We start from the raw sequence: 12,806 nt of genomic DNA on the forward strand, positions 1-12,806 counted from the left end.
GCCGCCTCAGCCCTTGATGCGTGTCGGCTCGCCCGGCGCGGCCGCCTCGATGGCGAGCGCATGGACGCCGGAGGAGAGTTCTTCCGCGAGCAGCGCGTTGACCGCCCGGTGGCGGGCGATCCGCGACAGTCCTGCGAAGGATTCCGCGACGATGCGGACGCGAAAATGGGTTTCGCCGGAACCGTCGAACGCGGCATGGTGATCGCTGTCCGCGTGATGGTGGCCGGCGTGGAGGTGGCTCTCGTCGATGACCTGGAGAGCTTCCGGTCGAAACGCGTCGGTGAGCTTTTCTTCGATGCTCGTCTTGGTGCTCATGTCGCCTCTTTCGCCGATTTCGTCCGATCCTCGCCCGGCCAACGTTGCGCCGGGCTTGCGGGCGTGTTCACGGGCCACGGAATTTCCGGCTTTTTCACGCCTGTCAATTCTTGTTCCCACCCGCGCCGAGCCCCATAATCGCCCCCGATGAAGCTCGACTCCAAATATTTCGACGCGATCCGCGTCAAAGGCAAATCCTCGGCCAGAGCCAAGCCGAAGGCGCCCACCTGCGCCTGGGAGGGCTGCGAGGAAGCCGGCATCTACAAGGCGCCGCTCGGCCGCGACTTCGAGGGTCAGTACCTCGAATTCTGCGTCGACCACGTGCGGCAGTACAACAAGTCGTACAACTACTTCTCCGGGCTGAACGACGACGCCATTCAGAAATATCTGAAGGACGCGATGACCGGCCATCGCCCGACATGGTCGATGGGCCGCAACGGCGGAATGCCCAGCTCGGCCCGCAGCGGCCGGGCGGGAGCGGCGCGGCCCAGGGATCCGTTCGGCCTGTTCGGCGAGGACGGCGCGGCCCGCCCCGAAGTCCGCCGCCCGAAGGTCCGCCCGCTCGAGAAGAAGGCGTTCGAGAACCTCGGTCTCGAGCCCGGTTCCCCTGGCGAGGAGATCCGCCGCCGGTATAAGGAGCTGGTGAAGCAGCTCCACCCGGACGCCAACGGCGGCGATCGCAGCCAGGAGGACCGGCTGCGCGAGGTGATCCAGGCCTACAAGCTCCTCAAGCAGGCCGATCTCTGCTGAACGCCGGCGCGGTCATCACGTCCGCGTTGCGCTGCAGCGCGTGATGGGTCATCGTCCGTCGGATGCGTCTGCGTGACGACGCCTCGGTCTTCGGTGCATGGCTGGGGTTCGTCCGTGGCGCCGTTCGTCGGGGGTGCGGCGGCGCAAAACGGTTGACCCGCCCGGCGGCGTTCCGATTATTCGACACGCGGCCCGAAATGGGCGAATGGGAAGCATGACGGCGCAAGGCGGGGTTTCCGCCGGGCAAGCGCCCTTGGAGGTATGATGAGTGCAGCGGAACAGGAAGTGGCCCCATTGCCGGATGCCACCGTCTCCGTCCGCGAAACCTTCGGTTTCGACAGCGATTTGAAGATCCCGGCCTATTCGACGCGCGATCCGCACGTGCCGGAGGTCGATCCGGACTACATCTTCGACCGGCCGACGACGCTGGCAATTCTCGCCGGCTTTGCGAAGAACCGCCGCGTCATGGTGTCGGGCTATCACGGCACCGGCAAGTCGACCCATATCGAGCAGGTGGCGGCGAGGCTCAACTGGCCCTGCGTGCGCGTCAATCTCGACAGCCACGTCTCCCGTATCGACCTCGTCGGCAAGGACGCGATCACCGTGCGCGACGGCATGCAGGTCACCGAGTTTCGGGACGGCATCCTGCCCTGGGCCTATCAGAACAACGTCGCGCTGGTCTTCGACGAGTACGACGCCGGGCGCCCCGACGTGATGTTCGTCATCCAGCGGGTGCTGGAATCCTCCGGACGGCTGACGCTGCTCGACCAGAGCCGGGTGATCCGCCCGCATCCGGCCTTCCGCCTGTTCGCCACCGCCAACACGGTCGGCCTCGGCGACACCACCGGGCTCTATCACGGCACCCAGCAGATCAACCAGGCGCAGATGGACCGCTGGTCGATCGTCACGACGCTGAACTACCTGCCGCACGACACCGAGGTCGGCATCGTCCTCGCCAAGGCGAAGAGCTTCAAGACCGACGAGGGCCGCAAGACCGTCTCGAAGATGGTCCGCGTCGCCGATCTCACCCGCTCGGCCTTCGTCAATGGCGACCTGTCGACGGTGATGAGCCCGCGCACCGTGATCACCTGGGCCGAGAACGCCGAGATCTTCGGCGACATCGGCTTTGCCTTCCGCCTGACCTTCCTCAACAAGTGCGACGACCTGGAACGGCCGCTGGTGGCGGAGTTCTATCAGCGGGCGTTCGGGGAAGAGCTGCCGGAAAGCGCGGCGAACCTGGTGCTGGATTGACCGGACGGCGCCTCGGGCCGTGAGCGGGGCTCTTCGGCGGGAGGCGCGCCGATCCGAAGGCGGATCGGCGATCGACGGCGTCGAGCGGGACTGCCGGGAAGGAGCCTGGCCTGCATGACGCCCGCGGATGCCACATCGAGATCGGCGATCCGGCGGCGGTCGCCGTCATGCGATCGCGGCAGAGGTCTTGTCGCGATGGCACGAACATCAGGGTGACGTCTGTCGATACCTCGAGCCTCCGCCGTCATATGCCGACCCTCTCCGGAGCTGCGATGGCGATCACTCGCGAAGTGATCCGGAACGTGTAGAGAGGGCCGGTGCGGGCCGCGTGCCCGCCTCTATCTTGGCAGACAGATCCACGCCCCGGAGACCCCACTCATGTTCGGCCCGCCCTCCGACCCGATCATCCCGTATCGGGCGCCCGACGTCGAGCGCGGCGCCGTCGCCGCCGGGACGGGCGAGGGCCACGGGAAGGTGCCGATCCGCCAGGAAGGGCTTTCGATCGGGCTGCGCCGCCTGATCGTCCTCGGTCTCAATCTCATCTCCATCGCCGGCCTCGCCGCCGCCCTCCTCGGCGTTCTCGGCGGCGACGGGCTCGGTCTCCTCGACGCGGTGATCTTTGCGGGCTTCCTGCTGGCGACGCCCTGGACGGTGCTCGGCTTCTGGAATGCGATGATCGGGCTTTGCGTCATCCATCTCGGCCGGCCGGAAAAAACCGTCTATCCCTATTTCGCCGCGCCAAACTGGAAATCCGACCGACGGAGCACCGACAAGGCCGCGTCGGACCGGCCGCTCGTGAGCCGCACCGACCTCTTGCTGTTTCTGCGCAACGAGGCGCCGGAGCCGATCTTCGCGCGTCTGGAGGCCATGCGGCGCAGTCTGGAGGCGACCGGCAGGGCCCGCCACTTCCGCTTCGCCCTTCTCTCCGACACCTCCGATCCGATGATCGCGGCCGCCGAGCGGCGGGAGTTCGATCGCTTCGCGCATTTTTTCGACCACGCGCCGGAAGACCAGCGGCCGATCTATCGGCGGCGCGAGGAAAACAGCGGTTTCAAGGCCGGCAATCTGCGCGACTTTCTGACGTCCCGGGCCGGCGAATCCGACTTCTTCCTGCCGCTCGATTCCGACAGCGTCATGGCCGGTGCGGTGATCGTCCGCATGGCGATGGCGATGGAGGACGATCCCCACATCGGCATCCTGCAGAGCCTCGTCGTCGGCATGCCGGCCGAAAGCGGCTTCGCCCGGCTGTTCCAGTTCGGCATGCGCCACGGCATGCGCGCCTTCACCATGGGTTCGGCCTGGTGGAGCGCCGATTGCGGCCCCTATTGGGGCCACAACGCGATGATCCGCACGCGCGCCTTCGTCGATCATTGCGAATTGCCGGTGCTGCCGGGCAGGGCGCCGCTGGGCGGGCCCGTCCTCTCCCACGATCAGCTCGAAGCCGTCTACATGCGCCGGGCGGGCTACGAGGTCCGGGTGGTCCCGGTGGAGACGCGAAGCTACGAGACCAATCCGCCGACGCTGCTCGAATTCGAAAAGCGGGATCTCAGATGGTGCCAGGGCAACATGCAGTACTGGCGCTTCCTCTTTGCGCCCGGCCTCCTGCCGGTCAGCCGCTTCCAGATCCTGCAGGCGATCCTGATGTACGTCGCGCCGCTCGCCTGGATCGTCATGACCTGTGCTGCGACGGCGCAGGCGCTGACGGGCGGCTACGACGCGTCGATGCTCGTCCTCGGCATGGGGCTGTTCGTGACGCTGTTCTTCCTGTCGGTCGCGCCGAAGATCGCCGGCGTCCTCGACGTCCTCCTGACGCCGGGGGCGATGCGGGCCTATGGCGGCGCGCCGCGCTTTCTCGGCTCGGCGCTGATCGAACTTTTCGCCTCGATGCTGATGGCGCCGCTCGTCGCGGTCTACGTCTCGGTGTTCCTCGTCGGGCTGATCTTCGGCAAGACGGTGGTCTGGAACGGCCAGAACCGCGACCGGCTGGGCATCGCCTGGAGCACGGCGCTCCTGGCGCTGCTGCCGCAGACGCTGCTGGGCCTCGCGCTCGCCGCCGCGCTGCTCGTTGGCGCGAACGTCTCCGCCGTCTTCCTGGCGCTACCGTTTCTGGCCGGCCTCGTCCTTGCCGTGCCCTTCACGGTGGCGACCGCCGCCCCGGCCTTCGGCAGGCTGACGGCGCGGCTCGGTCTCTTCGCCATTCCGGAGGAGACGGTGATGCCGCCGGTGCTGCGCGCCGTGGTGAGCCCCGAGGCGCGCCGCTGGCGCCGGCCGGTCGCGCGGGGGCGCGTCGATGATCGACGGGCGAGAGACAGCGCGGCAGCCGGCTCCGCCGAGAACGGCTTCGCCGCCGAGGCCGAGCGGGCGTGACCTCGTCCGGCCGGCTGGCCGCCTGGCGGGGCATCGCCCGCAGCCTCGCCGTCTACCGCCTCGACCGCCGCCACCGGGCGAGCCTTACGCGTTTCGCCGGCACCTTCGTCCGGCCCGGCGATCTCGTCTTCGACATCGGCGCCCATGTCGGCGACCGCACCGCCGCCTTTGCCGGCATCGGCGCGAAAGTCGTCGCCGTGGAAGCGCAGCCGCGCCTCGCGCGCCTTCTGCGCTGGCAGTTCCGGCGCTCGCGGCGGGTGACGGTGGTCGGCGCGGCCGTCGGACGAACGGCAGGGACGCTGTCGCTCAGGCTGAACACGCGGAACCCGACCGTCGCTTCGGCCTCCGAGGGCTTCGTCGCGGCCGCCGGCGCCGGGGCCGCCGGCTGGGAAGGGCAGGTCTGGGACGCGACGATCACGGTCGACTGCACGACGCTCGACGAACTGATCGCCCGCTTCGGCCGGCCGGCCTTCGTCAAGATCGACGTCGAGGGCTTCGAGGCCGAGGTTCTGGCCGGGCTGTCACCCGAATACGCGCCCGAGGCCCTGTCCTTCGAATTCGTCACCATGGACCGCGCCCCGGCCCTGCAAGCGCTGCAGGAGGCGGTGCGGCTCGGCTATGCCGGCTTCGACGTCTCGCTGGGCGAAAGCCACGAATGGGTGTTCGGCGAGAGGCAGACGGCGGAGGCGTTGGAGGCGTATCTGCAGGATCTGCCGGAGGCGGCGAATTCGGGAGATGTTTATGGCTGGCGTGGCGCATCACGAAGGCTTTGAGATGGCGACGGGGTTTTTTGTTCGGTGAGTTCAGCTCTCCTGTGATCTCAGCTCTCGCGGGACGGCCGTGGGACCGTCGCCCATTTCCCATTCGCCTGCCGAGGATTGTCGCGCCGGGCGTTCACCCCGCCGCCTCGTCATCCTCGGGCTCGTCCCGAGGATCTACTGCCGTTTCATTGCGAGGCTCTTCGCAGGCGAAGGCAATTCGGCGCTGACTTTGATGGGGAGGCGTCAGTAGATCCTTGAGACAAGCCCGAGGATGACGTCCTGTCGACGGCATGGGCTGATGACGGGACTGCGGAACGAAGGCCTTGCCAGAATGTCCATTGCCCCGCCCGTCCCTCACTCGACCTCCACCACGAACGCCCCATCCTCCCCCAGCCCGACATGCGCCGTCTTCGCCACCTCGCCCGACACCATCCGGTCGAGGAATTTGCGCGAGAGGTCCGGCAAAAGGGTCTGGGTGACGATGCGGTCGATCATCCGGCCGCCGGACTGCGGGTCGCGGCAGCGGGCGACGATGGCGGCGACCACCGCGTCGTCGATGGTGAGGACGGCGCGCTGGCTTTCCTTGACGCGGGCGACGATGCGGGTGAGCTGCAGGCGGACGATCGCCTCCAGCATCGCCGGCGACAGCGGCCGGTAGGGCACCGTCACCATGCGGCCGATGAGGGCCGGCGGGAAGACGGCGAGGAGTTCGGGCCTGAGCATCCGGTCCAGTTCCTCGACGGAGACGTCCGTCAGGCCCTCGTCGCTGGCGGCCATGATCGCCTCGGTGCCGACATTCGAGGTGAGGATGATCAGCGTGTTGCGGAAGTCGATGCGCCGGCCGGTGCCGTCCTCCATCCAGCCCTTGTCGAAGACCTGGAAGAACAGCTCGTGGACGTCGGGATGGGCCTTTTCCACCTCGTCGAGAAGGACGACGGAGTAGGGCCGGCGGCGCACCGCCTCGGTCAGCCGGCCGCCCTCGCCATAGCCGACATAGCCCGGCGGCGCGCCCTTGAGGAGCGAGACGGTGTGGGCCTCCTGGAACTCCGACATGTTGATGGTGACGAGGTTCTGTTCGCCGCCATAGAGGGTTTCGGCGAGCGCCAGCGCCGTCTCCGTCTTGCCGACGCCGGAGGGGCCGCAGAGGAGGAAGACGCCGACCGGCTTGCCGGGATCGTCGAGGCCGGCGCGGCTCGTCTCGATCCGCCGGGCGATGGTTTCGAGGCCGTGATCCTGGCCGACGACGCGGCTCTTCAGAAGTTCGGCGAGCTTCAGGACGGTCGCGACCTCGTCGCGCATCATCCGCCCGACCGGAATGCCGGTCCAGTCGGAGACGACCGAGGCGACCGCGTCGGCGTCGACATGGGCGTGGATCATCCGCCGGTCGGGATCGATGGCGGCGAGGGCGGCGAGCGCCGTCGCGAGGTCTTCGCGGGCGAGGTTTTCGCGGGAAGTGTCGTCGGGCCGGGAGGGATAGGCCGTCTCGGCGCCGCTTTGGAGCGCTTCGGCCGGATCGCGGCTGAGTGATTCGATGCCTTCCGCGTCGTCCGCCGGTGCGGCCGCCAGCGCGTCGATCCTCTTCACGAGGTCGGCCTCCGCTGCATGGGCGGCGACGAGGTCTTCGCGCAGCGCGGCCTTTTCGGCGATCGCCGCCGCGATCTCGGCGAGCCGCTCGTCGCTTTCCGCACGAAGGGCCGACTCGCGGCCGAACGCGGCCTTCTCGACCTCCAGCGCAGCGATCGCGGCGGAAAGGTCGGCGATCGCGGCCGGCGTCGTCGTCCGGCTGATCGCGACGCGCGCGGCGGCGGTGTCGAGCAGGCTGACGGCCTTGTCGGGCAGCTGCCGGGCCGGGATGTAGCGGGCCGACAGCGAGACGGCGGCGGTGACGGCCTCGTCGAGGATGCGCACCTCGTGATGGCGCTCCATCGGCGCGGCGAGGCCGCGCAGCATGATCGCGGCGCGGGCGATGTCCGGCTCGCCGATCTCGATCGGCTGGAACCTGCGGGTCAGCGCCGGGTCGCTCTCGATATGGGCGCGATATTCGGCGAAGGTCGTCGCGCCGATGGTGCGCAGCGTGCCTCTGGCGAGGGCGGGTTTCAGGAGATTCGCCGCATCGCCCGTTCCCTTGGCGCCGCCGGCCCCGACGAGGGTGTGGATCTCGTCGACGAAGAGGATGATCGGCTCGGAGGCGGCCTGCACCTCGTCGACCAGCGCCCGCAGCCGCTGCTCGAACTCGCCCTTCACCGAGGCGCCCGCCTGCATCAGTCCGATGTCGAGGGCATGCAGCCTGACGCCGGCAAGGGCCGGCGGCACGTCGCCGCTCGCCAGCCGCTGGGCGAAGCCTTCGACGACGGCGGTCTTGCCGACGCCGGCCTCGCCGGTCAGCAGCGGGTTGTTCTGGCGCCGCCGCAGGAGGACGTCGACGATCTGGCGAATCTCGTGGTCGCGGCCGACCACGGGGTCCATGCGGCCGCTGGCCGCCTCGGCGGTGAGGTCGGTGGCGAAGCGGGCGAGGGGGGAGGCCGCCGGATCGCCCGGCGCGGCGCCTCGCCGTTCGCCTCGGCCGGCCTCGCCCGAAACCTGCGGAAGCTGCGAGCCGTCGACCGGCCGCTGGCCTTCCTCCGCCGAGCGGCCCCAGACGGCGCGGGCATCGTTTGCCACCTCATCCGGGTCGAGCCTCGAAAGACTGCGGGACGAGGCGGCGAGGACGCCTCGCAGGTTTTCGTCCCGCAGGGCGCCGAGCAGCACGTGGCCGCTGCGGATCGCCGCCGAGCCGAAAAGCAGCGAGGCGTAGAGCCAGCCGCGATCGAGGCTTTCGCCGAGAGGCCCGGCGATCGAAGGGATTTCGGTGACGTTGCGCTTCGCCCGGCCGATCGTCTCGGCGAGTTCTGCGAGCACGGTGCCGGCCGGAACGTCGAGGCGATCCAGCGCGGCGACGATGTCCGAGCCGTCGGCCGAGACGAGCTGGAAGAGCCAGTGCGCGAGTTCGACGTTGCGGTTGCCGGCCTCCTTGGCCTGCCAGAACGCCTTGCGGAAGGCCTCGTGGGCGAGGGGCGTGAGCTTGCCCGTGAGGATCTCGTAGTTGATGTCGGTCATGGTCCAACCTCCGAAGGCTCGGCCTCGGCTTCTGGGGGCGTGCCGGGCGGCCGAGGGACGTAGCGGGCATCGAGGCGCCAAGTGGCGGCGCCGCCCGGGTCCCTTTGCGGCGGCGAGAGCCAGCCGGTGAGGCCGAGTTCGCCCGCCTTTCCGAGTTCGCCCGCCTTGCCGAGCCGGATCGCCGGCGCCAGATGGGCGGGAATGCCGAGACGGACCTCGGCTTCGACGCGTCGTCCCAGCGCGAGAAAGACCAGTTCGCCCAACCGGGCGGCCCGCCTGCCGCCGGGCAGCAGCGTTAGGTATTCGGCAAGGTCCCTGGCGCGGATCTCGATCGCCACCTTGTCGGCGAGGGAGAGCTCGCGGGCGCCGAGCGCCGTGTCCCGCCCGAGGGCGGAGCGCGCGGCGCCGAGCCGCGTCTGTTCGCTCGCCTCGAAGATCAGCCAGCTCGGCACCCGCTCGACGATCCGGACGTCGACGCCGAGCGCGCCGGAGATCAGCTGCGAAAGCTGTGCCGGGGTCTTCACTCGCGCCGAGAGGAGGCCCGCAAAGGCGGTGCCGATCGCCGCTCCCGGTGCCTCGCCGGCCCCCGGCCCCGGCAGAGGCAGGCCGGCGACGGCGGCGAGATGGCGGCGGAAGCGGTCGTCGTCCGGCCGATCGCTCTGGGCAATCGCGCGGGCGTCGGCGAAGGCCCGGAAGAACAGCTGCAGGAAGCGGTTCGAGAAGATCTCGGTGAAGCGCAGGAAGGCCGGGTCGCCCTTGTCCTGCCAGTCGATGGCATCCAGCGTGGTTGCGAGCGGCAGGGCGCCCTGGGGGCCGAACAGACCGAGAAAGCGGGTCGTCACGTGGAGGCGGCCGGCGCGCTCCGCCACCGCCGCGACGTTGCCGGCCGGGAAGGCGACATGGGGCTCCTGGCCGAGCGTGACGCAGTCCTCGCGGGCCGTGCGGCTCTTGCCGATCCGCGGCTTGTCCGCCGAGCCGCGCTCGATCGCGCGCAGCAGGAGGATGAGGTCGACGGCTTCCGGATCGTCGGCTGCCTTCGCAGCGAGCGCCGCGCCGACGATCGGGGCGAGTCGCTCGCGCAGGGGATCGTTCGGGCGCGCGCTCACAGCACCGGCCCCGTCCCGGAGCGTGGCGGCCAGCGCTTGACCACACCGCGGGCCGGGGTCTCGATCACCGTCTCGGTGAAGGAATTGACGCTCGACAGATCGGCGAGAAGACGTTCCAGCACCGCGCCGAGCAGCATGACGCCCGCCCCCTCGAAGGCGGCGTCGTCGAGCATGATCGTCACCTCGACGCCCCGTGCGCCGTAAAAGCCGTCGGGCCGTCCCAGCCGCCGCGTCACCGGCCGGCAGGCCAGCGCGAGGATGCCGCGCAGCCGCCGCTCCGTCGCGATGTCCGAAAGGTCGGCATAAAGGGACAGGACGGCGCGGAGCGCTTCGGCGCCGTCTTGCGGATCATGGCTGGCGAGGCCGGTGTGGTTGAAGGAGAGGAAGCCGATCAGCCGCCACAGGATCTCGCCGCGCTGCAGGTTTCCCGCAGTACCCTTTCGGGCGACGGCGGATTCGTGCGGTTCGCTCGGCCCGACGACGGTTTCGAGCTCCAGTTCGCCGTTGCCGGGCAGGCGCATCGTGCCCCCGCCGGGAAGGCGAGCGAGTTCGCCGGCGAGATGCCGGTTGGAGCAGAGCGCCGTGACGGCGAGTTCGCGCGGCACCGCATCGCCGCTTTCCGCCCCGGTCCCGCCGAGGCTGAGGAACAGATCCGTGCCGCGGTAGGCCGGGGCCGAACCGCGGCGGCGCTCGAGGTCGGTGGTGCGGCGGGGCAGGCGCCGGGCGGTGTAGGTGAGGGCGTTGCCACGGGCGCCGCCCGCCGCTGCGATCGCCGCGGCGGGAGCGTGCAGCGGCAGGACGGGCGCCCCCTCGGCGCGGCCCGAAAAGATTGCCGTGACGCCGAGGATCCGGTGCGGCTCGTATCCGAGGAGTGCGCTGCGATCGGGCACGACGTGATGCTCGTGACGGCCGGCGGCGAGGTGGATGCGGTCGCAACGCTTCTCGAACAGGTTGACGACGGGCGCAGCGAAAAGTCGGAAGCTCTTCGCCGAAACCCGCGCGCCGAGCGTGGGAGCCGTGTCGGTGAACTCGAAGACGAGGTCGACCGCATCGGCCCGCAGACCGCCCAGCGCTGCGCGAAGGCCGGTGAGCCGGAAGCCGAGATACTTGTCCGGAAAGGCGAAGAACTCGCGCAGCAGCGCAAAGCCCGGCGATACCCGGTCGTCCGACGGAAACAGCGCCTCGGCCGGCGCAAAACCGATCTGCCCGATGGCCGAGGCGGGCAGCCGGGTGGCGCGCGGATCGCCGCTCTCGTTGAGATGCCGGACGGCGATCCCAGAGAGCCGGGCGAAGAGCTGTTCGTAGATCGCGTCCTGTTCGGCGCGTTGGCCGGCGAGGTGGACGACGAGGTCGTCGAGTTTCAGCTCGCCGATCGGGCGGCTCTTTCCCTCCGGGCCGCCGGTGGGTCCAAGACGCTTCACCGTGATCTTCAGTCCGGCGTCGACGTTCGGCCCGGCGCCGACGCGCAGGGCCTGCATCGCCGCGGCCGAGGGCAGGTATTCGGCGGCGGTGATCTCCAGCGGAAAGAGCGCGATGGGGCTCGTCAGGCGGAACTGGCAGGCGACGCCGCTGGCGGCGTCGCGATGGAGGCTCTCCACGATCGAGCCGGTCGGGACGAGGCGGACCGCCGTGTCCGCGTCGCTCCCCGCCGACGGCTTGGCGGCGATGAGGGCGATCGAGGGCACCGGCTCCAGATGGCCGGGCAGGAGCTGGTCGAGGAATTCGGTGGTGAAGGTCGAGAACTCGGCATCGAGCTGCAGTTGCACCCGCGCCGCCATGAAGGCCGCGCCTTCGAGGAGGGCCTTGATTCCGGGATCGGCCATGTCGCGCTTCAGGCCGCCCAACCGCTCGGCGACGCCGGGAAAGTCGGCGGCGAACTCCTCGGCCCGCTCGTAGAGGATCGCCAGTTCTTCCTCGAAGGCGGCAAGCAGCGCGGGGTTCATGGCGGCGGTCAGGACGGGCCGGCGACGTCGATCTCGAGCTTGCCGGCGGCAACGTCGATTTCGGCGTGGAATTTGATGGGGATCGGCAGGGGCGCGAAGGCGAGATCGAGGGAAATCTCGAAGCGGAGTGACTGGCTCACCGCGTCGAAGCCGTGCCGATACGTCGCATCCTCGGCCGGGCCGATGGACAGGCTTCCCTCGACGATGCCGGGTTCGTGGCGCTCCAGGGCCCTGCGCAGAGCCGCGGGGAGATTGCCGAGGCCGTTCGGGTCGGCGGTCATGCCGGTGACGTCCGGGCGGCCGTAGTTGAGGATAGAGGCGGCGACGCGCGGATGGGCGGAGAGGTCGCAGGCCGAGGCGAGATCGATCGAGGTCGAAAGCGCCTTCACCCGCTCTCTGAAGTCGTCCTCGATGGTCCTGCGCGTGCCGGCGCGGGCGGGAACGCTCACCTCACGGACCTCTTCCACGGGCTTGCGGAGGCTCTGCCGCCTTCGCCGACGTTCGTCCTGTTCACGATGCGGCCCGGAAAAGGCGAGCATCAGCGGGGCCTCGAAACGATCGGGGACGGGACGCGGCGGCATGGGCTCGCTCCGAGGTCACGCGGGGGGGGGAAGGACGGCCGGCCCTGCGGCCGAGCGAAGCGACGACACTTCGGGATGCGCGCCTTCGTGTCGCCGTGCATCCGACCCGGCTTCAGGAACCGACGTTGGCGGCGATGTCCCAGGTGGCCTCGGTCGCCGCGCCGGCCGTGCCCTGCTGGGTCTGCTCGGTGTAGGTGACGGTGAATTTGCGGAAGTTCAGCGTCACCGTTTCCTGCAGTCGGTCGAGCCCGTCGGCGGAGCCGCCGGTGGCATAGGAGGAGACGATGAGGTCGTTCATGTCGAGCTTGAAGTACTCGACGGGCGTGTCCCCGCCGGCCTTGCGGATGGTCAGCCGCGCCTTGGCGATGTGCTTGCCGTTGGAGCAGTATTTCAGGATGTTGGTGGTCGCCTTGTCGCAGTATTTGGTGAAGGTGATGTCCTGCACCGCCACTTTGCCGGAGCCGGCGCCGGGGCCCATGTGGGTCGTGCCGCTCTGGGCGAGGCCCCAGCTCCAGGCGAGAACGTCGATCTCGCTGCGGTGCTTGTCGTCCTGGGACTCGCCGGTGATTCCCTCGATCTTCAGAAAGATGTCGACTGCCATCTTGGCTCTCCGATGCTGCCGGGCGGCCGTTCCAC

General features: G+C 69.5%; 10 protein-coding genes. 4 read left to right on the forward strand and 6 right to left on the reverse strand.

The genetic code is table 11. From position 1 onward, the window contains the following. Positions 1–6 precede the first annotated feature (6 nt). The gene (locus LZD57_RS14770) at positions 7–315 is read right to left on the reverse strand and encodes a BolA family protein (RefSeq protein ID WP_233720247.1); all 309 of its coding nucleotides are present in this window, start codon (positions 313–315) and stop codon (positions 7–9) included. A gap of 147 nt (positions 316–462) precedes the next feature. Here LZD57_RS14770 and LZD57_RS14775 point away from each other — a divergent pair, with 147 nt between their 5' ends. From LZD57_RS14775 to LZD57_RS14790, 4 genes are all read left to right on the forward strand, one after another. Then, on the forward strand, positions 463–1,065 hold the full coding sequence (locus LZD57_RS14775; protein ID WP_233720248.1) for a J domain-containing protein: 603 nt from the start codon (positions 463–465) through the stop codon (positions 1,063–1,065). Positions 1,066–1,329: 264 nt separating this feature from the next. Further along, positions 1,330–2,316: a cobaltochelatase subunit CobS gene (cobS, locus tag LZD57_RS14780; RefSeq protein ID WP_233720249.1), complete on the forward strand. Its 987-nt coding sequence runs from the start codon at positions 1,330–1,332 to the stop codon at positions 2,314–2,316. 378 nt (positions 2,317–2,694) lie between these two features. After that, positions 2,695–4,683, forward strand: coding sequence for a glucans biosynthesis glucosyltransferase MdoH (mdoH, locus tag LZD57_RS14785; RefSeq protein WP_233720250.1), 1,989 nt, complete (start codon positions 2,695–2,697; stop codon positions 4,681–4,683). Then, positions 4,680–5,456: an FkbM family methyltransferase gene (locus LZD57_RS14790; protein ID WP_233720251.1), complete on the forward strand. Its 777-nt coding sequence runs from the start codon at positions 4,680–4,682 to the stop codon at positions 5,454–5,456. The genes mdoH and LZD57_RS14790 overlap by 4 nt, the downstream gene beginning before the upstream one ends. Before the next feature lie 342 nt (positions 5,457–5,798). Here LZD57_RS14790 and tssH read toward each other — a convergent pair whose 3' ends face one another. The 5 genes from tssH to LZD57_RS14815 all read right to left on the reverse strand — a co-directional run bounded on the left by tssH (position 5,799) and on the right by LZD57_RS14815 (position 12,771). Further along, positions 5,799–8,540, reverse strand: coding sequence for a type VI secretion system ATPase TssH (gene tssH, locus LZD57_RS14795; protein WP_233720252.1), 2,742 nt, complete (start codon positions 8,538–8,540; stop codon positions 5,799–5,801). Further along, a complete protein-coding gene (gene tssG, locus LZD57_RS14800) occupies positions 8,537–9,646 on the reverse strand; it encodes a type VI secretion system baseplate subunit TssG (RefSeq protein WP_233720253.1) in 1,110 nt (369 codons plus the stop codon). The genes tssH and tssG overlap by 4 nt, the downstream gene beginning before the upstream one ends. Next, entirely contained in the window at positions 9,643–11,589 is a 1,947-nt protein-coding gene (gene tssF, locus LZD57_RS14805; protein ID WP_233720254.1) for a type VI secretion system baseplate subunit TssF, read from the reverse strand. The genes tssG and tssF overlap by 4 nt, the downstream gene beginning before the upstream one ends. A gap of 8 nt (positions 11,590–11,597) precedes the next feature. Next, on the reverse strand, positions 11,598–12,038 hold the full coding sequence (locus LZD57_RS14810) for a GPW/gp25 family protein (protein WP_233720255.1): 441 nt from the start codon (positions 12,036–12,038) through the stop codon (positions 11,598–11,600). A gap of 244 nt (positions 12,039–12,282) precedes the next feature. Next, positions 12,283–12,771 carry an Hcp family type VI secretion system effector gene (locus LZD57_RS14815; RefSeq protein WP_233720256.1) on the reverse strand — a complete coding sequence of 163 codons (489 nt, stop codon included), beginning with the start codon at positions 12,769–12,771 and terminating at the stop codon, positions 12,283–12,285. Positions 12,772–12,806 lie beyond the last annotated feature (35 nt).

This window comes from Jiella avicenniae, from assembly GCF_021390325.1.
In the GTDB taxonomy this organism is placed as follows: domain Bacteria; phylum Pseudomonadota; class Alphaproteobacteria; order Rhizobiales; family Rhizobiaceae; genus Jiella; species Jiella avicenniae.